This window comes from Streptomyces parvus (assembly GCF_032121415.1).
In the GTDB taxonomy this organism is placed as follows: Bacteria; Actinomycetota; Actinomycetes; order Streptomycetales; family Streptomycetaceae; genus Streptomyces; species Streptomyces globisporus_A.
In genome coordinates this window covers 6,890,774-6,912,838 of record NZ_CP135079.1, presented here as the reverse complement: position 1 = coordinate 6,912,838, position 22,065 = coordinate 6,890,774, and the positions used below count along the sequence as shown (strand labels likewise).

Below are 22,065 nucleotides of genomic sequence, written 5' to 3'. Positions count from 1 at the left end.
GGAGGGCACAACTTGCCCGATGGCCCGCCCCGGAAGCTCCTCGCCCTCGCCGGCGGCGCAGGTTCCGGCAAAACCACGCTCGCCGCGTCCTTCGCCGGAACGCGGGCGAACACCGCTCTCCTGCACCTCGACCGGTTCTTCCACACGGAAACCGACCGGGCGCCGACGGTGCCCGACCTCTCCGGCACAGGGCACGTCATCGACTTCAGCGACCCCCGCTCTATCGACTGGGACCGCGTCCACCAGGTCATCGAGGCAACGCCGACTGACCAACTGCTACTGATCGAGGGGACCTTCGCCCTGGGGAAGCAGATCCGTCGACTTGCTCACTGGACCGTCTATCTGGACACCCCGGACGACCTGCGCCTCGCCCGAAAGACCCTCCGAAAGATCGACGAGGGCGCCGACCCCCGGATCGGCCTTCTCGGCTACCTCGCACGCGGCCGCGCCAGCCACGGCGAACACGTCGCCCCCATACGGTACAGCGCAGACTTTGTCCTCGACGGCACTCTGGCTGTCGAAGAACTTACCGCTCAGCTGAACGACGTCTTGGCTCCCGCCACCCCCACACCAGCCCGTGCCGATACCCGGTAGCGTCGGACATGCGGCGAAGCGCCCCCTCCGCGGCCGGTCAACCACGCGCTCCCGGCCTGTCCGGTTCGCGCTCAGCGTGGCAGATGTGGCAGTGCCCCCGTCGTCGCGGCGCGCTGGGTGCCTTCGGGCAGTACGCGCGAGCAGGTCCTAACAGTCGGGGTGCACGGCAGGCCCAGCTCGGGGCGGCGGTTCCTGGGTGAGAGTTCGGCCTCCGAACGGGCTGGTGGTGAGGTGGCACAGCTCCAGCGTCCAGGTACCTGGCCCACCATGGCCTTCCCCCAGGTGCGGCGTTGTGACCTGTTGAAAGAGGCCGGGGCGGCGTAGCAGCCAACTTCCGATCCAGGCCTTTGACGTCTCATCGGCGCAGAAATCTCATCGCGGAACCCTGAAAGGACCGGGCCTCAGCGCACCTCCGCTCATCCCTGAGCCGTGAGGCTCGCTTCGTGTCGGCGGTTCTCCAGCGCGTGAGGATCTCCCGGTAAACTCGGCCCCTCGCGCAAAGCAAGGCAGGGGCGTCCCCCTACGTGGGGCACCCCTGCAGCGTGGAGCCGGGCCCTGAGGGCCCTAAGTCTTCAGAGCTTCGGCAATCAGGCGGCGCGAACAGGGGTGGAGCAGGGGCACGTTGCCCGGGCCCATTCCTCCAGGAGGGCCGCATACTGCTGCGCGCGATCGGTGTCGTCGAGATCCTGGTCCATGAGCTGGCGGATCCTCGCGTTCACCACGGCGGCCCTGGAGAGCGGCTGTATCGGGAGGCCGGCGGCGGACGGGGAGGTCATACGGTGCAGCGTACTGGCCGGATATGACAGGAGTCTGAGAATTACGGGAGGGGGCTCTCCGCTCGGACTGTGCGTGCGGTGGGTCGCCGTGGGGCGGGGTCGACGATCTGCTGTCCGTGAGGCCCTGCCTCAAGCTTTGCCCGGCCTGGGTCTGTGGACCTACAATGTCGTTTGTTTCAGGGCGAGTTGGTAGCCAACAGGGATGCCGGCGGACCTGCGGAGAGGAGAGCCCGATGCCTCGGAAATCAGGTCCCGGTTGGCGTCTGGCCCTCTCACGACGGCGGGGCCGGTCGACCACGCGGGCCGCACGGCTCCGAAGGACACGGAACGAGACCAACACGGGCCCGACCGGTTTCGTGGAGCGCCTGCTCCAGGCGCGGGGGTGGCTCGCGGCGCTCCTCGGCGGAGCGCTGACGCTGATGATCACCGGCGGGATCATGGCACTCCCGGGCCAGCTCTTCAACGTCCCCTCGCTCAAGGACGACATCCGCTCGGGCCCTGACGTCTCCGTGGCCGTGGTGAAGGTTCAGCTCGAGGACGAGGGCATGAGCAGGGTCACCCGGAAGGACTACCGGCCGAGCACGTCGTTGCGGCAGTTCCTCTCCCGGCAGGGAGCGGCGTCCTCGCCGGAGTTCGATCAGCGACTCCAGTCGGTCGGGGCAGTGAATCTGGAGCGTCTCACGCTTCGGGTCGTCTTCACCGGCCACCGGAATCAGACGGTCAATATCGTCAACATCGAACCGGAGATCGTGGAGCGCGGTGCACCGTGGTCGGGAACGCTCTTCAGCGTCCCGTCTCAGGCCGGCAGTCCCACCATGAACATGATGTTCGACCTGGACCGCCCTCGCCCGGTCGCCAGGAAGGCGAGGTTCGACGAGGAGGAGGGCCGGATCACGCCGGGCGGCCCCTTCTTCGGCGAACGGACGATCACTCTCAAGGACACCGGGCAGCAAGTGGTCATGGTGCGAGCCGTGACCGCCCGCCACTATGTGGCCTTCCGGCTCAAGGCGACCTACATGCTGGGCAACAGGACGAGGAGCGTCACCATCGACGACCACGGAAAGCCCTTCCAGGTCACCGCCACCAGTGGCAGGTCGGACCGGCTGGAGGACGTGAAGTACCGCCGTGTCTTCGCGCTGGAGGGCAACTTCTCGCTCTGCCAGATCGTTCCTGTCACCACTTCGGCCTGCGAGTACCAGGGGTCATGACCGCCCGCCGACTGCAGTGGCCGCTGGCCCTGATTCTGGCGGTCGTAGGCGTGGTCGCCCTGATGCTGTCGTATGAGGAAGACACCGGTGCGACAGCGCCCCGCTCATCCGCATCTCGCCCATCGGCGTCCGCACGTTGCACGGAGGCCGGCCTGGACGGCCTCACGCCGATGGTGCCCGGCGCGGATGACAAGGAGTTGGCGCAGTTCTGGCAGGGCATCATCGGCCCCACCTACCGGGCGGCCTGCGCCGAGGACTACCCTCGCCTCGCTCGGCTGCTGGAGTTCGAGGGGTCGCCCGAGTACTTCGGCACCACGGCCTGCTCGGGCTGCACGTCCCTGGAGATCGTCGCCATGTGGCGCGACGAGTTCGGGTTCCGGGGCACCGATCTCGCACGGCTACTGGAGTCCAGCCCGGTCCAGGCCCAGGGCGGGCTGATGTTCCGGCGGGGGAACGCGGTGGCGTGGTTCGCCCGGGGAACCTACGGGACCCCTGGTCAGTGGACCAGCTTCTACCCTCGGTGTGATCTGGAGCCCGACTGTGTGACGTACGCCTCGGACGCCCCCTGAGCTTGTCGTTCAACTGTTGTCCACCCTTGGATCGCCTCGTGGGCAGGCGCCTCCTCCGGCACCGGATTCCCGCGCTCAGCCGCGGTGACGCGATGCCGGGCGCGGCAGACGCGGCAGCTGATCGTGTCCGTACGGGAATGCGGGCTTCCGAGGCCGAGCCAGAGTGTGCTGGCCTGCCGCGTCAATGGGAGGCGCGTCCGGTCAACCTCATGGGGCGGGCCCGGCGCCCGCCTTGGCGTTGGCAGGCTGCTGTTGGGTCGGGGTCGCCGTCCGGATGTGCTGGTGAATCGCGTCGGCGTCGGCGTCCAGTCCCCTCTCGGTGTAGATCTGGGCGGCCTCCCGCCAGCTGGCGACTGCTTCGGTCACGTGTCCGAGACGATGAAGCGAGGTGGCAAGGACGGTCAGCGGCGGGGCGAGTGTTTCGTCATGGGATCCGATTGATGTGCGGCCGAGTTGGACCGCGCGCCGGGCGTGGGTGAGGGCTGTGCGGTGGTCGCCGGTGCCTTGCCAGCCTCTGGCCACGGTGGCGAGGGCGCATGCCTCCCCGTCCGTGTCGCCGATGGCGTGGCGCAGCTCCGCGCTGCGGGTGCCGTGCTCGATGGCCTGGTGGTGGTTGCCGAGGTCGGCGTGGAGGTCGGCGAGGTTGCCTTCTGCGACCGCTTCCCATCGTCCGGGGCCGAATCCGCGGCCGAGTGTCAGTGCGTCCTCGAAGTGCCGCAGTGCTTCGAGGAGACGGTTCTGGCGGCGCGTGACCTGGCCGAGTTCGGTGCGTGCCGCGATCTGGAGGTGGATGTTGCCGGTGTCCTGGGCGAGTTCGGCTGCGCGGGTGAGGTCCGGTTCGGCTTCGGGGCGTCGCAGGTGAGCCAGTGCTTCACCGCGGGCAAGGAGGACGTTGGCCTCATGGTCGGGTGCGCCGGTCCGCCGTGCCGCTTCGAGGGCTGCTGTGGCGGTGGTGATGCGGTCCTCCCAAGCGCCTGCGAGCACGAGGAAGCCAAGAGCGTCGACGAGCTGCACGGCGTGGTGGTCGAGCCGGTGGTCGACGGCGTGGTGGAGCGCAACGACGAGGTTGGTCCGCTCGGTGCTCAGCCAGTCCCATGCGCGTGCCCGGTCAGCGTGGGGGTGGGGGTGAGGGGGCGTGGCGGGGTTGGTGGTCAGGCGGGTGCAGGTGGGGTAGACCTGGCGGTCGGCGGTGTGGGCGGTGTGGGTGTACCAGGTGAGGACCGCTTCGCGGGCGCGTTGGTGGTCCTGTTCGGTATCGCGGCGGTGGGTGAGCTCGGCTGCGTAGGCTCGCAGGAGGTCGTGGAAGCGGTAGCGGTCGTGGGCGACGGGTTCGATGAGGTGGGCGTCGGCCAGCGCGCTGAGCAGGCTTCGGGCTTCGCGGGGTGCTAGGTGGGCCAGGGCTGCGGCTGCAGGTGTGGAGATGTCTGGGCCGGGGTGGAGGCCCAGGTGCCGGAACAGGTGGGCCTGGGGTGAGGTCAGTTGGTCGTAGGACCAGGCGAACACGGTGCGGACCGCCGCCCGGGGGTCCTGGTTCCGGCTCAGCGCGTCGAGGGCGAAGTCCTCGTTGGTGAGTTCGGCGACGATGTCGGCGACGGTGATTCCGGGGTGGGCGGCTGAGCGCCCGGCGGCGATCCGCAGTGCCAGCGGAAGCCGGGCGCACAGGCGGACGAGGTCGTCGACCGCGGCGGAGTCCGCCGCGGCGCGGTGTGGGCCGATGATGCCGACGACCAGGGCCGTCGCCTCGGAGCGGCTCAGGACATCAACGGTGAGCCGGTGCGCGGCTTCGGTGACGACCAAGCCGCTCAGGCTGTCGCGGCTGGTCACCAGGACCATGCACCCGGGGGCTCCCGGCAGCAGCGGTCTCACCTGCTCGGCGCTGTTGGCGTTGTCCAGGACGATGAGCATGCGCCGTCCGGTGACCAAAGTGCGGTAAAGCCCGGAGCGGGCGCCGGTCCCGGCGGGTACGGCCGCCGGCGGGACGCCGAGCGCGACGAGGAAGTCGTCGAGGACCTCGGCGGGGGTGGCGGGCCTGCCGGGCCCGTACCCGCGCAGGTCTGTGTGGAGTGTTCCGTCGGGGAACCGGTGCTGGACCCGGTGGGCCCAGTGCACGGCGAGGGTCGTCTTTCCCACGCCGCCCGAGCCGTCGAGCGCGGAGATCACCACGGCCTGTCCGCTGCCCAGCTCATCACCACCCGGCGGGAGAAGAGCGTCAAGCGCGGTCAGGTGGTCGGTGCGGCCCGTAAAGTCCCGAATGGCATGCGGGAGTTGTCTGGGGGCGGCCGGCGCGGTGGTGGCGGAGCGGAGCTGGGGAGCGGGCAGCGTTGTGCCGGGCCTGGTGTCGTCATGCTGGCGGGGGTGAGGCGGTCGGCTGGGGTGGGGGTGTCCGGTCAGGATCTGTTCGTGCAGTCGCTGGAGTCCAGCTCCGGGGCCGACTCCGAGTTCCTGGACGAGGGACGTACTCAGGCGGTGGAAGGCGTGCAGGGCCTCGGCGCGGCGGCCGCACCGGTCGAGTGCGGTGATGAGTTGCGCGTGCAGGCCCTCGCGCAGAGGGTGCGAGGGTACGAGGTCGCTCAGCTCGTCGACGACTTCCTGGTGCTGCCCGAGTTCCAGCCGCCATCTGGCGCAGAGTTCCAGCGCGCCGAGCCGTTGCTCCTCCAGTCGAGCGGCCGGTCCGCTCAGCGCCGCGCTTCCCAGCCCGTCGAGGGCGGGCCCACGCCACAGGTCCAGGGCAGACCGGATCACGCTGATGGCCCGTTCGAGGCCGCCTTCGGCTGCGTGGCGGCGGCTGTCGGCGAGCCTCGTGGTGAACTGGAGCGAGTCGAGTTCGTTCTCACGGACGCAGATCCGGTAGCCGGACTCCTCGGTGACGATCAGCCGCCGTTCGCTGTCGTTCAGGCGCTCCCGAAGTACCGACACGGAGTTCTGTACCTGCTTCACCGCGGTACCGGGCGGCTCGTCCTCGAAGACCGCCTCGATCAGTCGGCCCATCGGCACCAGGGAGTTGGCGGCCGTGAGCAGGCCCGCCAGCAGCCGCTGACGTCGCGCTCCGGGTAACGGCACTCGGCTGCCGTGGGCCCGAACCTGAAGCGGGCCGAGCACCTGGAACTCCACCCTCGCAGCCTCTTCCTCGCTAACGGTCACCCAATTGCAGCATAGCGATCACGCAGCGTTCGCGCGGCGGGATCGCTTCGCATGAGGGGAACGCGGGTGACGGAAACAAGAGGGGCGCGCGTGACTGTGAACGAGTGGCCGTGGGGGGTCGCCCACGGCCACTCAGCCGCTCCGGGGGTGTTCACGAGCAGGGGTGACCTGGTGCGGTACAGGGCACCTGGAGATCGCTTCCCATTCTCAGATAGGTCGTTTCCCGCTCTGCGGCAGGTTTCTGGCGGACAAGGTGAGGCGGCGGCGCACGAGGTCGACCTCGACGATCCGTACGGTGATCTCGTCGCCCTCGCTCACGATCTGGCTGGGGTGCTCGACGGGCTCGTCTCGGAACTCGGTGTTGTGCACGAGCCCCGCAATTCCGTCGGCGACAAGGCCTGCTTGGTCCGCGAAGGGAAGGAGCGGGTCCTCTTGGAGAGCCTTCAATGACAGCTGAACCTGTCCGCGCCGGGTGTGTATGCCGATGATCTCGCCCACGACCCGCTGACCTGCTGTGACGGCGTCGGTGGGATGGTCGATCCACCGCCAGCTCAGTTCGGGGATCCGGATGAACCCGGTGCACGGATCGGGCTCGCCGTCGAGGTTCACGAACACACCGAAGTTGTGGACGCTCTGCACCTGGCCTTGGTGTGTTGCGCCGCGCCGAAGGCCGAGAAGAAACGCTCGCAGAGAGCCTCCACCCAAGGGGCCGGAGATCCGCCCCGCCCGACCGAGTGCCCCTGAGACCTCAGCAGCACAAGCAGGGATCACGCACGCCCACCGACGGCCGCAGAACGCCAGACGCAGAGTAATCACCCCGAAACTCCAGGCCGACGACCGCCAGGCCCCCGCCCGCAGCATCGGCCACGTTCGGACGCCCCTCGAACAGACCCGGGAAACGCCGAGATCCCGCCGATCCATCAGATCGGACGGGACCTCGTGAACTCTTCCTGAGCGAACTCAAGAACTGTCGGCTCCTTGTGAATCAGGGGATCAGGACGCAGTGGTTCTCGATGACCCTGCTGCTACGGTCCAGGCCCCCGCAGACGGCCAGCTGGCCGCTTCCGGGCTGGCCGAGCTCCCGGTTGACGCTGAACACGTGGCGGTCGTCGTTGGCCTTGGAATTCCGATAGTCGCCCGCGAAGGCCCGCAGCGTCCCCGGCAGTCCGTCCCTGGTGAAGACGGTGATGTCCTGAACGTAGCGGCTGCCCTGGTAGGCAGTGGCCACGCAGATGTAGGTTCCGCACGTCTGCTTCACCGCGGCGCTCGCCGGCGCTGCGGTCACCAGCCCTACGGTACTGGCCGCGGCCAGTACCGCCGCAGTCGTCGCGAAGCGCCACCGCGTGGCCTTGGCCGACATGGCCTGGTCCTGGTCGAGGTGAGTCGGGGTCCTGAGCTTCGTCATTGGTCTTCGTCCTCTGCGTTGATGGTGCTCGCCAGTGATCGCCCTGCTCCTAGTCCGACTGCGCTCGACGGTTGGCGCTGGCCGTGAGGGACAGGGACTGTGCGCCCTGGCCCCGGGTCGCGGGGTCGTTTGGCGACTTCGCTCACCGTCTCGAATGCCGTCCCCATGACGTCATCACCGCATCACCACGGGCAGTGGCCGACGCAGACCGGGGGTGTCGTCCCTGCCGGGCGGTGAGGGCCGGGGGCTACTGAGGCGGATGCACGCGCCTGGGCCGCAGGGGCTGTGCTGGCCCGGGGCGTGGCCAGTAGGGAGCTGTCCGGCCCGCACGGCGGGGCCTAACGGTGAGGGCCCTGGCCCGCGATGATGTCGGGCGAGAGTCCACCTCGCCCGCTCGCTCCCACGCCATCTCACACTGGGCGAGTTACCGCTGACTGCCCACGGTTCAGAGCGGTCCCGAGCCCTGTACTGGTTAGGAGCGTCCCGGACAGAGGTCTGGATCCGGGGCGGGGAGTGGCGGTGCGGTTTCCGCCACCTGCACACCGGCGGCGAAACGGCCGAACTGCGCAGGGTGCCGGCATCTTTCTCCTTCCATGAGAAAGCCGTCGGCCTACTCGCCAGCGGTGCGAGCGAGTACGAGCGGCAGGCGGCCCTGGTCGCCTGGCGGTACACGGTGGCCGCGCTCGTCCTGGGCGTCGCCGTACTGCGGCGCATCGCGGAGAACAAAGCGCCGCCGACGGTCACAGGGGTGGTGGGGTCGTGCCAGGAACCGGCCCTGGGACAACTCCACGAAGCGCTGTCGGTACCGGTGCCCGACTTGGTGCCCGGCCGATGCGGGCACCGCGGCGTTTTTGGGGCGCGGTCGCCCTGCCCGAGCCTCGCGAAAGAAGCCGGTGGCTCGTCCTGCAAGTCAGAGGTGGGAGAGAGCTTCACTCTCGGGCAGCACGGTTCCCTTCTCCGGGGCTATCGCTTCGCGCGGGCAGTTCAGAGGCCGGACTGTGTTCTGCCGAGCCGCCGCCCGTTTGTGCCGATCGCCCTTGCGTCATCTCGACGAACCACCAAGTGCCTGCCAGTACACAGGCCCATAGCAGAGCGTTCGTCAGAGCCGTCAGCCACGAGGTCTCCCCGTGCCACCGCTCCGTGGCCGTCAACACGGCCCAGGCACCCAACAATGCACACGTCACCCTGGTCCGCCGATGCTTGAACATACGCCTCCGGTACCCAGGCCAATGCCGATCACGCAGAGGAACGCGTCGGGACTCCGTTGATCGGCACGGTGCACTCGCACTGCTAAGAGGCACCGCTGTGCAGCCGACTGACGTCACGCACCTTCCCCCCGGCGGCCCTAGTGGGAGATGCGGGCTCCCCTGCGTCACGTGAGGATCAGCAGGAGTAGGACGCAGCAGCCCGGGCTCTCGGGCCGGGCGTTCCCTCGCCGAGCAGCGGCGCAGGGGCCCTGGAGGTGGAAGAGATGCCGCGACCGTTGTGAGCTGGACGACCAGGACGAGATCGGCAAGGGCTACGGGATCGCGAAGGGCCAGAGGGTCCCGGTGACCGACGAGGAACTCGAACAGATGCCGCTGCCGTGTTCACGTCTACAGGCAACACCACCGCATGGGCCACCGCCGGGAACAACAGAACCGCAAGGTTCCCGGACGCCATCAAGGAGATCCCCGTCGCCGAGGAGAAGCGCACCGGGTACGAGCGCGACTCCTTCAAGCACTGGGTCGACGAGGACGGCGTCGGCTGCCCGACCCGCCAGGGAGTCCTCCCCGCCGAAGCGGTCACCACCCCGGAACAGAGCGCCCGGTGCATGCTGGGCAGCGGCAGCTGGATGTCGTACTACGACGAGGCCGAGGTCACCGCCGCGAAGAAACTCGACATCGACCACATGGTCCCGCTCGCCGAGGCCTGGGACAGCGGCGCCCACAACTGGACGCCCGAACGGCGCGAGACCTACGCGGTTCGCGATTGACGCGCCGGTTCGCATGACCGGGCCCAGAGAGGCCGATGCTGTGATGAGCTGTTGCCTCGCGTCGGTCGGCCGGGCCGAAAAGGATGGCCGGCCCGGCCCGAACCCGGGATCGGTAGGAGTCCCGGCGGCGAGAGCCTCGCCGCATGGACATGCAGAAGTTGTTCGGGCTGTGGTGGACGGTGCCCGCTGGGCTGGCGTTGGTGGGCTATGCGTGTTCGCTGGCCGGGCTGACCCGGCCGCAGCGGGCGGTGTGGGTGACGGCTCGGGTCGTGGAGGTGCATCCGCCAGGACACGGAGAGTCGGGGACCCACGGGATACCGGTGACGATCGTCTACCAGGACCCGGGCACCGGGCGGGAGTTCAGACTGCGGCACGAGAACAAGCGTGGTGATCGGGTGCTGGTGGCCTGGGCGGGGCAGGAGTTCCCGGTCCGGTTTCCGCGGCGGCGGCCGGAGCGCTTCTATCTCATGCTGGACAGCGAGGGGCGGACCTCCGGGGTCGGCGGGCCGAACTGCATGGTGTTTCTGCTGGTGTTGGGTCTGATCGTCCATTCGTTCTTCGCGTGGGGCTGGCAGTGGGGGCTGATCTGCGTCGGAGGACTCCTGCTTCTCGTCGTCGCGCTGTGCCGGGACGGCGAGTACGTCCGCGCCCGCGCCGCTCAACTGGCCGAGGGCGTCACCGTCCAGGGCCGTGTGGTCGCTGTCACCAGGGACGTCCACTCCGACGCCGAAGGCGGCGAGAGCGTCAGCCACGCCTCCGTCGTCGCTTTCACCACCCACGAGGGCGTCGAGGTCACCGCGCTGTGCACGCAGGGCATCCGCAACATCGCCAGGTCCCTCGGCCGTGACATTCCCTTGCGTTACGCGCCCGCCGACCCGTCCCTGCTCACCACCGACCCCGACCACGAACGCCATGAGCGCACGTCGCAGATCCGGTTCGTCGTCTCATTGCTGGTCACGGGGATCGCCGCGATCGGGGTGGGCGCGTACTGCCTCCACCACCCCTGGCCCCTCACCTGACGATGCAGGTCAGAGCGGCCCAGAGGAGGGGCGAGTGCTCGATCTGGCCGTCGGTGCGCCACCGGTCGAGCTGCTGTCGCTGCCAGGCGCCGAGATGGCGGACGGGGTCGTGGTCCTCGTGGGCCGCGTCCACGGCGACCACGGCTTCCGTGAGCGGCCGTACAGACTCCGGCAGACCGGCCAGCCGGTGGTAGGCGAAGCTGGTGGGGAGCACCCAGCGGGTGGCGGTGACCAGCTGGGCGCCGTTGTGGATCATCGCCGTCGCCAGGCCGAAGGATTCGGCGAAGCGGAGATCGCCGCCGCTCTCGCAGGCGATCAGCGCGACGCGCGGCGGCGCGGGCCAGAGCTGGGCGCCCGGCAAGCCGTCCGCGCGCAGCGGGAGTGTGCCCAGGAGAAGGTCCTTGGCGGACAAAGGACGGTGGGTGCGCACCGGTTCGGCCATCCCCGTGGTCTGGGGGCCGCAGCACAGATGGAGGGTGACGTCCTCGCTCTGCCCGCCCTCGACGGGAGCGCCGCTGACGTGACCGACGTACATCAAACGGCGGGCACCCTTACGCAGCGCCTCGCCCAGCCGGTCGCGGTCGAGGTCGGTACGGCGGAAGGCCTCGGCGGGGGAGGCGACGGACGGTACGACGGTGCCCGCGTCGAGCCTGCGCTGTACGAGAGACAGCAGCTCCGGGTCCGAGCCGGGCTGCCCCAGGACCGAGCCGAGCGGGGAGTCGGCGCGGAAGCCGGGCACGCGGGGATCCAGGACGAGAACCACGGTGTCCGATTCCGGGTTTTCACCGGTCGGGGTGGCGCCTGCCCGTCGTAGCGACGCCGGGGCCGTGGTGGCGATGTCCACCAGGTCGATCAGCCGTACGTCGCTGTCGCCACCGTCCACTGCGAGCAGTTCCCACGGGACCTGGGCGACCCGGGGCGACGGCTGGAGCCGCATCAGCGGACGGCCCAGCTGCGCCGAGACCTGACGGATCTGGTCGGTCAGGCCCGGCGGCCACAGCGCCTCGGCCAGCATGCGGGAAAGGCAGCGCTCTTCCTCGGACGAGGCCAGCGCGCCGGACTCGAACGCGCGCCGCATGCCTTCCGCGCCGCCGCCCGGCAGTACCGCGGCCAGCGCGCGGACGGCCTCCTCCACGTCCGGCCCCGGCGTGTACCCGGTGCCGAAGCCCTGGGCACCACGGGCCCACGTCCAGGTCATGTGCAGGTCACCGGCGTCGGCCAGGCGGACCTGGACCACCGGACGGTTCGGATCGGTCAGAGCGTCGGCGGACAGAACGGCACCTCCTCCTCGCTCACGATCCGCCGGTGATAGCGGAACTCGGCTGCCTGCACGTACTCCTGGAGCGCGGTACGGCCACCCGCCTCCGCCGACATCACGATCTTCGGTGGCGGTGCGACCCGCAGGCCGACGGAAGCGGCGGCCTCGGCCGCGATGCCGCCCAGCGTCAGGGGGGCACCGTCATCGGGGGCGTACGTCTTCATGGCGGCGTCCGGGCAGACCGCCGCAGCCCTGGCGACGGTGGGCGTACGGCTCAGCGCCAGGGAGGCGCCCGCGCACCGGTGTTCCACCAGCTCGAAGATCAGCCCCTGGTCGTTGCTGCGGAGGGCCAGGCGGAACACCAACTGCATTGCTTCGTCGGCCAGTTGAAGCCACTGACTGCGGGCGTGGGCGGTGGCGAAGTCGTAGCGGGCCGCTTCCAGCGTCAGGGCCGCGGGCAGGGCGAGGGAGAGCGCGTTCGCGAGCGAGGCGCGTTCATGGAGGCCGTGGTCGGTCCGGTTCAGGTCGTCCTCAAGGGTTCGCGCGAGCATCAGGTCCACCTGGGCGCACCGCTCGTACACCCCGCGCTCCTGGTACACGTCCCGCGCGCCCTGGGCGAGCCGCTTCATCTCGTCGATGTCGCCCCGCTCGTACGCGTGCCGGGCGCCCACCAGCATGGTGTCGGCGGCGGCGACCGCGGCACCGACCCGCTGGAAGCGAGCCAGGCTGGACGCCGTCAGAGCGGCGGCGCCGGCCGCGTCCCCGCGGTGTGCGGCGATGACGGCACGGGCCTGTTCGCAGACCGCCAGGTCCTCGGCCTGGCCCTGCCGTTCGAAGATCTCGGCGGCCTGCGCATACAACTCCTCCGCGCGGCCCAGGTTGCCGGCCTGTAGCGCCGCGTACGCCCGGTGGGAAAGCACCTGTTGGCGCCCCGCGTGGTGGCCCAGCGTCAGATAGGCCTGCTCCGCCCGGGCGAAGTAGTCCTCGGCCTGCTCGAAACGCACGGTCGAGGCGCAGACGACCCCCAGGCAGTCCAGCAGATACGGCTCGGCCAGGGGCGCGTCGGCCAGCAGCGCGGAGGCCAGTTCCTCGGCGGCGCCCCACGCGCTGCGGTCCATCAGCAGATGCACCCGGCTCAGGCCGATCTCGGCGGTGCGCAGCCCTTCGATGTCGTCGAACTCCGACAACAGGGCCGTCGCCTCGCCAATCGCCTCCTGCGCCTCGTCGAACTGCCCGGTTCTGCGCAGAAGTTCGCCCCTGGCCAGCAGTGTCTTCAGCAGGATCTCCAGCCACAGCCGTCGGCCGTTCGGCCCCATCGGCACGGACGCGATGCCCCGCACCAGATCGAGGGACCGTCCGATGGACAGGGCTGCGCCGGGCAGATCCGTGGCCGCGAGCCGAACCGCCCCGATGTCGGACAACAGGTGCCCGCGTAGAAGTCGTGCGTCGGGTGAGTCCTCGAACGACTCGGCCACAGCGAGGAGTTCGCCGTAGACGGCCAACGCCGCCGGGAGATCCGGGGTGAGTTGATGCTGTTCGGCGAGCGCGAAGCCGCTGTCGAAGGGCTCGCCGTAGCTGAGCCCCACCGCCTGCTCTCCCTGTTCCGCCGAGCCTTCCGCGTCTTCCGTGCTTTCCGCGTCTTCCGTGCTTCCCAGGCCTTCCGAGTCTTCCGGCATGGGCTAGAAGTCCTCCTCCACGGCAGCGGCAGCCGCGATCTCGGCGAGGAACGGCTCCGGGTGTGCGGCCTCGCTGTCGTGCGGTGCCGACGCGACATCGAGCCGGTGCCGGGCCAGGGCTCGTACTGCCTCACGTGCCGCACGGTCATCGGCGCCCGGCCCCGGGTCGAAGCCCGGCAGCAGGATGCCGACTTCCATGCTGGGTGTCGTCGAGGCCGGGATGTCCAGGTCCACCCGGCCGGCCCACACGTCGTCCCGCCTGGCCAGCGGAACGCGGTTCGGCGGGCTGCCGTCCACGTGGACCTCCGCCGCGAGGTGCACCCCGCCCACGGGGGCCGCGATGCCAGCGACGACCTCGACCTCCATCCGCCGATCGGCACCGAGCGCGTACGCGGTCCAGGACACGGCGTTCTCGGCCGCGTCTACGAAGCCGGGCGGATAGCGGCACCAGTCGTTGGTCCCCGACCCCCGGGCGATCACGCGGCCGCTCGCGGTGCCGAGAGCGCCTGCCGCGAGGGTGAACTCCTGATGCCGCAGGAAGAGTTCGGCGAGGTCGAGCGGCGTGGCGGTCGGCCTGTGGTCCTGGTCCAGGGCTGACCGGAGGTGCCGTAGCGCCTCCCCGTCCAGCCCGGCATTGTCGGCCGCGTCGCCGGTCAGCCGCAGGACACGGTCCAGCTGGCGAGGGGGGTCCGCCGACCGCCGCCAGCGGATCAGCGGGTCGAGGGCGGCCAGGTGCTCCTCCAGCAGGTCTAATCCCTCCAACTCCGCTGAATCGTCGATGAGTTGCTGGCACTCGTGGGTCAGTGCGGCCAACTCCAGCCCCAGCACGTCCGGTTCGAGCGCGGGAATCCCGTCCAGATACGACGTCGGCCACCAGCGGGCCGCCCAATGCCCGAGGGCGAGGCGGGCGGCACCCTCGGCGAGGGCGGTCGGCCGCTCGGGCAGCGTCAGCTCGACAGCCGGGGTTCCCGACGCGACGGCGTCGACAGCGGCGGCCACACGCTCGCCGTAGACCGCCCACAGCCACTGCTGAGCCTGCCCCACATCGTGGATCTCCGTCGCCGACAGGCCTGTCGGGCCAAGCACGGGCCAGGTCAGGACAGCACCCGCGACTTCGAGAACGGCTCGGGTGAAGGCGGGGCCGACGGGGGGTCCCGCGATGCGTACGGTGCCGTCCTCGACCCGCGTGACGGCACAGCGCCGTTCCGGCATCACGCGCTCCTCGGCTCGGCGGCGGTCAGGGCGGTCGCCGACAGGGTGCGCAGTGCGGTGCGGACTCGTGCGCGGTGGTCCATCATCACCGAGCGGGCGACCCCGTCGAGCACGCTCCAGGCCGATGCCGCGTCGGGCAGTGCCGCGTCGCGGACGTCGCGCCCGTGCAGCCGCACCCAGAGGCGCCGCATGTACGCGGCCCACGGGGTGCGCAGGTCCTGGGCCAGGGCGTTCAGCACACCGCCGTCCGGATCGGGGCGGAGGGAGACGGTCATCCTGCGGGCTCGGAGGACCGAAGCCTCCCGCTGCCAGCGGCTGTTTATGATGCGGTGTGCCGCCGTCGACCCCGCCATGAAGGTCCCGGCGCCCAGCGGATCGAGGCCCACCGCGAGTCGGCCACCGAGCACGACGGTGACGCGCAGGCTCTCGTCGTACAGGCCCAGCGGGGCGCAACTGCGGTCGACCTCCCGCCGGACGAGCTCCGGCACGGTCGGCAGTTGCTCGCGGTGGGCCGACGTTTGGAGCACGGTGAAGAGCCGTTCGAAGAGCGTGCGGTCGAACGGCGCGGGGAGTGTGGCGGTCGAGGCGCTCCGGCCGACCTCGGGGCGTGGGGGCACGCGGTGCACGGTCAGTCCGAGGTGCGGGGGTACGTCGGGGCGGTCCCAGACGTCGGCCGGGTGCGCGGCCCACAGGGCTCGCCCGAGCAGGCTGCCGTGCTCGGCCCGGACCATGGCGGCGAAGGCCGGCGAGTCGGCTCCCGCCGCACCGCAGGCCTCGAGGACCTCGGCCGCCAGGCCCGTATCGGCGGCGCCCGGCACCGCTTCGCGGCCGTCCCACGCCGCCGCCAGCTCGGCGTCGAGCCGCGCGCGCCGGGCGGCGTCCGCCAGATGCTCCTTGAGCGCCTCCACCGTCCGTCCTCCGGAAGCCTCCACGACGTCCTCGAGTACCGCCCTCGCCACCGCGTCCGAGCCGGGCCCCGGCGGCCCGTGCTCGGTCGCCAGCTCGAAGCACCGCTGGAAATACAGGTCCTGGGGGTTGCCGGCCACGATCCCCAGTGCCCGGCGGGTCCTCTTCAGCAGGGTGAACCACTGTGCCGTCGCTTCCAGAACCGCACCGGACTCCCGTATCAGCGCGTCGAGCCGCTCCGCCCCCCGCGCGTCGAGGAAGTCGGCGGCGAGCTCCGGACGCAGCGCGGGCCGGACGACCAGCGGCAGCACGATCAGCTTGACCGTCCGGGTCAGCGGCGCGCCACCGGGCCCACTCAGCGCCTGGGGACCCGGCCCGAGGCCGCGCCAAGCCCTGTCGATGACCATGGCGCGCGGACGGCGCTCGCCGGTCGACGGCTGGCTCGGGGACGGCATGGGCAGAGCGTACGTCCTGGGGGAACCAGTGGTCGAACCTGGGATCGGTAGGCGCCACCCGCCTCCTAACGTCCACATCACCAGGCAGAACGGACCGGAAGGGCAGGCACAGCATGGGAATCTTCGGCAGGGGCAGGAGTCGCGAGGAGAAGACCGCCAAGATCGTGGAGCAGGTGGCCGACGGCAAGGGTTTCTACGGCCGTATGACGCGCGCGACACTCGGCGGCGAGGACTACGCCAAGCTCCAGCAGTCGCTCGGCGCGTACAACTCCGGTGCCACGGTGCAACAGTTGCTCGCCATGGGCGTCCCGACGGTCCCCGCCGTCGTCGTGTCGATCAGCGACACCGGCAGGCTGGTCAACTTCGACCCGGTCGTCGACCTGGCCCTCCAGCTGACCGGGGTCACCGCCGACCCGGTCACGCTCCAGACCATCGTTTCGAAACTGCGCATCCCCCGCGCCGGTGATCAGGTACTACTGATCGCGGACCCGGCCAACCCCGGCGGTTACCTCTACGCGGGAGACGGGGCGACACCGTGAAGACACCAGCGAACGAAGTGCTGGCGAACGACACCACCACGGCCGGGTGCTGGAGTTGTTCGGCTTCGCCGACGCGCACCGCCTGCATATCTGGCAGGAACCCCGGTCGGAGTTCGGCACCGGCCGCAAGCCCACGATGGCGGTCACCATCGGGCAGCCGGAAGTGCCCCGCCACTGCTTCCCCTACAACCCGGAGCGCGGGTTTCGGACCGGGTGGCTCTGGCCGGCGTTCTGTACGTGCTGCGGACCGGTGTCGCCCGGCGCGACGTCCCGGCCGACACGGTCGGGATCCGGGCCTGCGGTTCGACAGAGCCGAGATTCCGCTCGCGTGATTTGAGGAGCACTACGGTCAGGGCGGGCTTGAGCGGATCCAGGGCAGGGTCATTTCCCGCAGCAGCCCGGGGAAGGTCACGCTCGACGCCCTGGCAGAGGAGATCACGAGTTGCCTCGCGGACGCTGCCCGGGCGCCCTTGTTCGCACCGATTGCACCGCAGGAAGTCGACGCTGCCGACCGGATCATCGGACGCCCTCTGCCGAATGCTCCGCCGGATCCACACCGAGGTCGGCAACGGCGGATTCGGGCCCGATGCGGGTATTGCTTCGTTGACGGCGGGCCAGCGCGTACCGGGTCACCTGGCTGACTGGCACTCCTCGCTCCGCATGCACGAACGCGACCGCACCGAGGGGCTGCCTTCCTCGTGGCTGTATCTCCCGCCAGGTGGTTGCACGATGGAGTGGCACGTTCCGCTGCTTGCGGTGGACAACCCAGTGCTGCTCTTCGACGTGGACGGGTGGCAGCCCAGCTGGGGCGAAGATCCCCGCGATGGCCTTCGAAGCGCGAGCCCGTCACTGCGGCACTGGCTGTGGACGTGGGCCTGTGGCGGCGACGTCTGGTCCAGGTGCACGACCGCGCTTGACTCACAGCCGGGCTGCCGGGTGCGTCATTCTGAAACGAGCAGTCTCGCGGACTCGCAGCTGGAGGCGTCGCCGACCCGGGCGAGCCTCAGGGCCTCACGGATCGCCAAGAGTGCCGTGACACGCGTTGGCGCGCTCCACATAACCGCGTGTGTCTGCGCGAGTCGGGCAAAGCGGATAGCCTCACGTCCCTTGTTCAGGTCCACGGCCTGGCGGCCCTCCCGCCGCCTCAGCAGCGCCCCTCGAAACGGTCATGGGCACGCCTTCCGCGGGCCGGCGCGGCAACCCGACGCAACCGCGGACGCGTCCTGAAGGCCGCGCGAGAGGTCTTCGCGGCCCAGGGCATCGACGCGCCCGCGAGCACCCTGACGCCTGCCACGCTCCTGACGCACCGACAAGCAGCAAGATCACGACCTACAGCTGGAGCACGGGGCTGCCGCGTAAGCCGATGCCGGCCTGGCCTCGCTCTTCCGCAGAGCGAATAGTCGCGCGACAAAGCATGCCGTAACGTCACACGTTTGACTACGGAAACAAGAGGTATTGGTGCTGCAGGTGACAGTGGCACGGAGGAAAACATCGATTCGGCGAAATCGATGCGACAGCTGATTTTCAGCACTTCTTCTCGGGTCGACCATCACCGAACGACACTTTATCCCCCCACGAAAGGCCCGCTCGTGAGGAAGTCCGTAGCAACAGCGCTCGCCATAGGCCTGCTGACAACGCTGTCCACCGCCTGTTCGACGGCCGAGGCCAACGAAGAGAAACTCTCCTGGAAGAAGTGCCCAGAAGGGGTCGCCGCAGCCGGAGTGGAGTGCACCACGCTCGATGTTCCCCTCGACTACAAGAAACCGGACGGAAAGACGATCGAGATCGCCGTCTCCCGACTGGCGAGCAAGAATCCCGACAAGCGCCGTGGAGTCCTCCTCACCAACAGTGGGGCCCGGCGGGGAAACCCTCACCATGCCTGCCACCTTGCGTAAAATCGGACTCCCCAAGAGCGTCCTGGACAGTTACGACATCATCGGGATGGATCCCCGGGGGGTTGGGCGAAGCACGCCGGTCACCTGCGGGCTGAAGCTGGCTGACCATTCGACCAACGTCCCCACCTACGCACGGAACGCGGCGGACGTGGCGGCCGAAGCGAGGCGTGTCGAGTCGGTCGCGAAGAAATGCGCGGCATCCGAGACCGCCGACGTGCTCCCCCACATCACCACGGCGAACACCGCCCGCGATCTGGACCGGGTCCGCGAGGCCCTCGGCGAGTCCAAGGCTTCCTACTTCGGCATCTCCTACGGCACCTATCTCGGCTCCGTCTACGCCACGATGTTCCCCAGGAACACCGAACGGGTCTTCCTCGACAGCGTGACCGGCCCCGGCGGCTGGGACGCCTCGTTCGCGCGAAATCTCAGCCGGGGTTTCGAGGACCGCTTCCCCGACTTCACGAAGTTCGCCGCAGCCCAGAACAAGAAGTACGGCCTGGGAAAGACGCCCGCCGCGGTTGAGGATACCTACTTCGACATCGCCGCGAAACTCGACAGGAAGCCGAGCGCGGACGGGTTCACAGGCGCCGCGTTCCGGCACGTGACGTTCGCCAACTTCTACTACGACAGCAAGCTGCCGGAACTGGCCGAGATCTGGAAGGCACTGGACACCGGCAAGCCGGTGCCCCAGTCCAAGTCCGGCACGGGCGAGACACCGACCACCGGCTCGTCCGGGGTTCCGTCGGACAACTACGTGGCCAGCCAGATGCACGTCATCTGCAACGACTCCAACTGGCCTGCGAACGTCTCGGTCTATGCCCGAAACGTCGAACAGGACCGGAAGGCCCACCCCAAGTTCGGGGCCGCGGGCGCCAACATCACTCCTTGCGCGTTCTGGCCCTCGGAGCCTGCAGAGAAGCCGGTGAAGCTCACCGACCGCGGGCCGTCGAACATCCTGCTCCTCCAGAACCGCCGTGACCCCGCGACGCCGCTGAACGGCGCCCGCGAGACGCGTGCGGCGCTCGGGAGCCGGGCACGGCTGGTGACAGCCGATCAAGGCGGTCACCTGGCGTACCTGTTCCTCGACAACAAGTGCGCCCACGACACCGTCACCACCTTCCTCGTCACGGGCGATCGCCCCGACAAGGACATCAACTGCCCCTCGAACTGACCCCCTCACGATCCTCGTCCTCCCGTACGCAACGCCTGCGTTCGGGAGGACCGCCACGTTCTGTTCTCGATCCAGCGAGCCAGGGTGCGGCGGGTGGGGACGCGGTCGCGGCTGATGTCGAGGAGGAAGCCCCGGACCGGGAAGTCGGGGTGGTCGCTGATGTCGTAGCCGGTGGCGGTGTAGTCGTGCCCCGCGCGGAGCTGGTCCAGGGCGCCCAGGGCGTAGCGCAGGCCGAGGGCGTCGCGGTGGTCGACGGTGACGCCTCCCGGGCCGGTGCGCAGGCGGTATCCCTGGGGTGGGAGGGCCGGATCGGTGCGCACGCGGACCGGGGCGTCGAGGGCCGCGCCGCCCGGGGTCGTCGTGAGGGTGCGCGGGGCGGGGAAGGGAGTGACGGGCACGGTGGGCCTCCGGGGTGCGGGGGGCAGGAGGTGTGCCGGGGGCGCGGGCCGGAGTCCGCGCCCCCGGCGGGGTGCGGGTCAGGCGCAGGAGCTGAGTTCGCAGATGTCGTTGCGGTCGGTGGAGACCTTGATGTCGTCGCACCAGATGAAGCTGTTGTCGTTGTTGGGCGCGAAGGAGGGGGTCGCGCCGCCGGCGAAGCTGGAGAAGTAGGCGCGGTCGACCTGGTCGTTGTTGGTGACGAAGCGCAGGTTGGGCACCGTGGCGGCGGACTCGCCGTTGTAGAAGACCTCGATCTCGCCGTCGGGGTTGGCGTTGGGGTCCGATGGCAGAGCAGGCTCCTCCCACAACTCGTCCGGCACCAGCCGCTCAACGATCCCCACCAGGACTCCCGACATACCGAGTCACCCAAATGAGGCGATCTCTAACCGGGAACTGCGCGGTGAGCGAAGGCATTTTCTTCGGTGGGCTGAGCGAGTGCGGGCTGAGCGAGTGCGGCAAGAGCGGCCCCGAGCCGACCGCGCCCGGGCAGGCCGTCCTCCCGCCGACGCGGGGTGTTCCGGTCACGCCGTACACCCGATGGCGGTCGGAGGGGTCCACCCCGCCGACGCGGGGGCGTTCCGGACTTCCTCGACTGGTGCGACGCCAACGGCGGTCTCAGTCGCCGCCCCCGCCGCATCCACTGCCGCAGGAGTGGGTGTCGCCCTCGTCGGCCCAGCTGCCCCCGTCGCCGGGACCCTCACCGTCCGTCCGGCCCGGGGGCCGGCTCCCGCGTGGTGCCCGCGGAAGGCTCGGCTCGAACTCCCTCTTGCGCACTGCGGCGAGTGTCACGGGTGGGACCCTTGCCAGTTCGGCGTCGGCCTGTTGCCGGCAGTGCTGGTTGAAACGTCGCCAGCGCCGGGTCAACCAGCCCGGCCACGCGGCGGAGAGCAGCGAGAGAAGGGCCCAGACGATCAGCTGTGCGAAGATCCACGCGGCCACGTCGCCCGTGGGGAGGAACGGCACCGGCGCCCCGGTTGGGATGGACTGGAAGGTCATGCCGACGCTCGCCAGCAGCGCGGCGCTCAGGGAGAGGACCCGGCCGGGCTCTGCGAACCGGCGCAGACCGGTTCTCTCCTGGGTCAGTGCGGTCCGGTAGGGCTCGAAGTGGGGGCCCCGTCGCAGCTCGTACAGCTGTGCTCCTTGGGGACCGCGGTCCCCGATGCAGTGGGCGAGCGCGCGCAGTGCGGGACCGGCGGGTTCCGGAGCGCCCGGGACCGCGGTCAGAATCCCCTCCTCCGACACCTCCAAAACCCCGTCGGCAACGAGGGCGCACACGGCGACCCGTGCGGTGTACTGCTGGTCGTCCACCTGCTCCGCCGCGGCCACGGGGCCGATGCCTTCGGTCAGGTACCGGCGGATGGTCGCGCGGTCGGCCCGGCCGCGTCTCCGGAACAGGGCCCCCAGCGCGCAGTTCGCCACCACGAAGCCCAGCAGCCAGCCGGCCACTATGTTCCATTCTTCGGGTATCCACCCCATAGTCACTCCCCCCGCCCTCAGCCAAGGGCTGTGTGCCCCGTTCCGGAAGCGGTCATGCCGACGCGGGGTCACGTGCCCGGGGGCGGGAGCCCGGCCGCCCCCGGGCCACTGCGCGTCAGTCAGCGACACAACCGGGCCAACGAGCAGACATTCCGGGGGAAGCGACTACGGCTGGCAGGCGGCACGGGGACTCGCGCTGACCCGGCAGCGAGTGACGCTGCAGCCAGTCGAGCGCGACCGGCTACTCCTCGGGAGGGCCCGCTTCCAGGCGTTCTCGTCGGACGCCCACGAGTGCAGTGCCCGCCGCAGTTCGCGAGAGCGCGGGACATCGGCTCGGGCTCGACGAAGGCCG

The 22,065-nt window shown here is 70.0% G+C and carries 19 protein-coding genes; 8 read left to right on the top strand and 11 right to left on the bottom strand.

Annotation, left to right across the window (positions count from 1 at the left end; translation table 11 throughout):
* Window positions 1-12 precede the first annotated feature (12 nt).
* Complete coding sequence (locus RNL97_RS32045; RefSeq protein WP_313751548.1) at window positions 13-594, top strand: uridine kinase family protein; 582 nt, start codon at window positions 13-15, stop codon at window positions 592-594.
* A gap of 587 nt (window positions 595-1,181) precedes the next feature.
* Here RNL97_RS32045 and RNL97_RS32040 read toward each other — a convergent pair.
* The gene (locus tag RNL97_RS32040; RefSeq protein WP_030585983.1) at window positions 1,182-1,370 is read right to left on the bottom strand and encodes a hypothetical protein; all 189 of its coding nucleotides are present in this window, start codon (window positions 1,368-1,370) and stop codon (window positions 1,182-1,184) included.
* Window positions 1,371-1,726: 356 nt separating this feature from the next.
* On the opposite strand from RNL97_RS32040, the gene RNL97_RS32035 reads away from it, so the two are divergent.
* Together RNL97_RS32035 and RNL97_RS32030 are read left to right on the top strand one after the other, a co-directional pair.
* On the top strand, window positions 1,727-2,578 hold the full coding sequence (locus tag RNL97_RS32035) for a hypothetical protein (RefSeq protein ID WP_030585986.1): 852 nt from the start codon (window positions 1,727-1,729) through the stop codon (window positions 2,576-2,578).
* Entirely contained in the window at window positions 2,575-3,147 is a 573-nt protein-coding gene (locus tag RNL97_RS32030) for a hypothetical protein (RefSeq protein WP_243316145.1), read from the top strand. The genes RNL97_RS32035 and RNL97_RS32030 overlap by 4 nt, the downstream gene beginning before the upstream one ends.
* A gap of 207 nt (window positions 3,148-3,354) precedes the next feature.
* Here RNL97_RS32030 and RNL97_RS32025 read toward each other — a convergent pair whose 3' ends face one another.
* The 3 genes from RNL97_RS32025 to RNL97_RS32015 form a co-directional block, all read right to left on the bottom strand.
* Window positions 3,355-6,207: an AfsR/SARP family transcriptional regulator gene (locus RNL97_RS32025; RefSeq protein WP_243316144.1), complete on the bottom strand. Its 2,853-nt coding sequence runs from the start codon at window positions 6,205-6,207 to the stop codon at window positions 3,355-3,357.
* 288 nt (window positions 6,208-6,495) lie between these two features.
* Window positions 6,496-7,149, bottom strand: coding sequence for a S1 RNA-binding domain-containing protein (locus tag RNL97_RS32020; protein ID WP_078652083.1), 654 nt, complete (start codon window positions 7,147-7,149; stop codon window positions 6,496-6,498).
* Between the two features lie 124 nt (window positions 7,150-7,273).
* Complete coding sequence (locus RNL97_RS32015; protein WP_313751547.1) at window positions 7,274-7,693, bottom strand: hypothetical protein; 420 nt, start codon at window positions 7,691-7,693, stop codon at window positions 7,274-7,276.
* A 1,585-nt stretch (window positions 7,694-9,278) separates the two neighbouring features.
* Between RNL97_RS32015 and RNL97_RS32005 the strand changes: the two genes are divergently transcribed.
* Together RNL97_RS32005 and RNL97_RS32000 are read left to right on the top strand one after the other, a co-directional pair.
* Window positions 9,279-9,668 (top strand): hypothetical protein, encoded by a 390-nt coding sequence (locus tag RNL97_RS32005; protein ID WP_374115192.1) that lies wholly within the window; start codon window positions 9,279-9,281, stop codon window positions 9,666-9,668.
* A gap of 143 nt (window positions 9,669-9,811) precedes the next feature.
* Window positions 9,812-10,687: a DUF3592 domain-containing protein gene (locus tag RNL97_RS32000; protein WP_313751546.1), complete on the top strand. Its 876-nt coding sequence runs from the start codon at window positions 9,812-9,814 to the stop codon at window positions 10,685-10,687.
* On the opposite strand, the gene RNL97_RS31995 is transcribed toward RNL97_RS32000, so the two are convergent.
* From RNL97_RS31995 to RNL97_RS31980, 4 genes are all read right to left on the bottom strand, one after another.
* A complete protein-coding gene (locus RNL97_RS31995; RefSeq protein ID WP_234313430.1) occupies window positions 10,680-11,924 on the bottom strand; it encodes a CHAT domain-containing protein in 1,245 nt (414 codons plus the stop codon). The genes RNL97_RS32000 and RNL97_RS31995 overlap by 8 nt on opposite strands.
* 17 nt (window positions 11,925-11,941) lie before the next feature.
* A complete protein-coding gene (locus RNL97_RS31990) occupies window positions 11,942-13,531 on the bottom strand; it encodes a hypothetical protein (protein ID WP_313751545.1) in 1,590 nt (529 codons plus the stop codon).
* Window positions 13,532-13,624: 93 nt separating this feature from the next.
* Window positions 13,625-14,833 (bottom strand): hypothetical protein, encoded by a 1,209-nt coding sequence (locus RNL97_RS31985; RefSeq protein WP_313751544.1) that lies wholly within the window; start codon window positions 14,831-14,833, stop codon window positions 13,625-13,627.
* Window positions 14,833-16,194: a hypothetical protein gene (locus tag RNL97_RS31980; protein WP_313751543.1), complete on the bottom strand. Its 1,362-nt coding sequence runs from the start codon at window positions 16,192-16,194 to the stop codon at window positions 14,833-14,835. Before RNL97_RS31980 ends, RNL97_RS31985 begins: the two co-directional genes overlap by 1 nt.
* Before the next feature lie 113 nt (window positions 16,195-16,307).
* Here RNL97_RS31980 and RNL97_RS31975 point away from each other — a divergent pair, with 113 nt between their 5' ends.
* The 3 genes from RNL97_RS31975 (at window position 16,308) to RNL97_RS31960 (ending at window position 19,799) form a co-directional block, all read left to right on the top strand.
* Window positions 16,308-16,733, top strand: a complete 426-nt coding sequence (locus RNL97_RS31975) for a hypothetical protein (RefSeq protein WP_030586009.1) — start codon at window positions 16,308-16,310, stop codon at window positions 16,731-16,733.
* A gap of 1,433 nt (window positions 16,734-18,166) precedes the next feature.
* Complete coding sequence (locus RNL97_RS31965) at window positions 18,167-18,628, top strand: hypothetical protein (RefSeq protein ID WP_313751541.1); 462 nt, start codon at window positions 18,167-18,169, stop codon at window positions 18,626-18,628.
* A complete protein-coding gene (locus RNL97_RS31960; protein ID WP_313751539.1) occupies window positions 18,609-19,799 on the top strand; it encodes an alpha/beta hydrolase in 1,191 nt (396 codons plus the stop codon). The genes RNL97_RS31965 and RNL97_RS31960 overlap by 20 nt, the downstream gene beginning before the upstream one ends.
* Before the next feature lie 5 nt (window positions 19,800-19,804).
* Here RNL97_RS31960 and RNL97_RS31955 read toward each other — a convergent pair whose 3' ends face one another.
* From RNL97_RS31955 to RNL97_RS31945, 3 genes are all read right to left on the bottom strand, one after another.
* Window positions 19,805-20,197 carry a hypothetical protein gene (locus RNL97_RS31955; protein ID WP_030586011.1) on the bottom strand — a complete coding sequence of 131 codons (393 nt, stop codon included), beginning with the start codon at window positions 20,195-20,197 and terminating at the stop codon, window positions 19,805-19,807.
* Between the two features lie 78 nt (window positions 20,198-20,275).
* Entirely contained in the window at window positions 20,276-20,578 is a 303-nt protein-coding gene (locus tag RNL97_RS31950; protein WP_243316139.1) for a polysaccharide lyase, read from the bottom strand.
* 274 nt (window positions 20,579-20,852) lie between these two features.
* A complete protein-coding gene (locus tag RNL97_RS31945; protein ID WP_078652078.1) occupies window positions 20,853-21,713 on the bottom strand; it encodes a hypothetical protein in 861 nt (286 codons plus the stop codon).
* Window positions 21,714-22,065 lie beyond the last annotated feature (352 nt).

Bases quoted from the DNA above. Each gene is read 5' to 3' on its own strand.
- RNL97_RS31985 (WP_313751544.1), bottom strand. From the start codon at position 14,833: ATGCCGGAACGGCGCTGTGCCGTCACGCGGGTCGAGGACGGCACCGTA.
- RNL97_RS32030 (WP_243316145.1), top strand. From the start codon at position 2,575: ATGACCGCCCGCCGACTGCAGTGGCCGCTGGCCCTGATTCTGGCGGTC.
- RNL97_RS31980 (WP_313751543.1), bottom strand. From the start codon at position 16,194: ATGCCGTCCCCGAGCCAGCCGTCGACCGGCGAGCGCCGTCCGCGCGCC.
- RNL97_RS31960 (WP_313751539.1), top strand. From the start codon at position 18,609: ATGCCTGCCACCTTGCGTAAAATCGGACTCCCCAAGAGCGTCCTGGAC.
- RNL97_RS31945 (WP_078652078.1), bottom strand. From the start codon at position 21,713: ATGGGGTGGATACCCGAAGAATGGAACATAGTGGCCGGCTGGCTGCTG.
- RNL97_RS31975 (WP_030586009.1), top strand. From the start codon at position 16,308: ATGGGAATCTTCGGCAGGGGCAGGAGTCGCGAGGAGAAGACCGCCAAG.
- RNL97_RS32000 (WP_313751546.1), top strand. From the start codon at position 9,812: ATGGACATGCAGAAGTTGTTCGGGCTGTGGTGGACGGTGCCCGCTGGG.
- RNL97_RS32020 (WP_078652083.1), bottom strand. From the start codon at position 7,149: ATGCTGCGGGCGGGGGCCTGGCGGTCGTCGGCCTGGAGTTTCGGGGTG.
- RNL97_RS32040 (WP_030585983.1), bottom strand. From the start codon at position 1,370: ATGACCTCCCCGTCCGCCGCCGGCCTCCCGATACAGCCGCTCTCCAGG.
- RNL97_RS32015 (WP_313751547.1), bottom strand. From the start codon at position 7,693: ATGACGAAGCTCAGGACCCCGACTCACCTCGACCAGGACCAGGCCATG.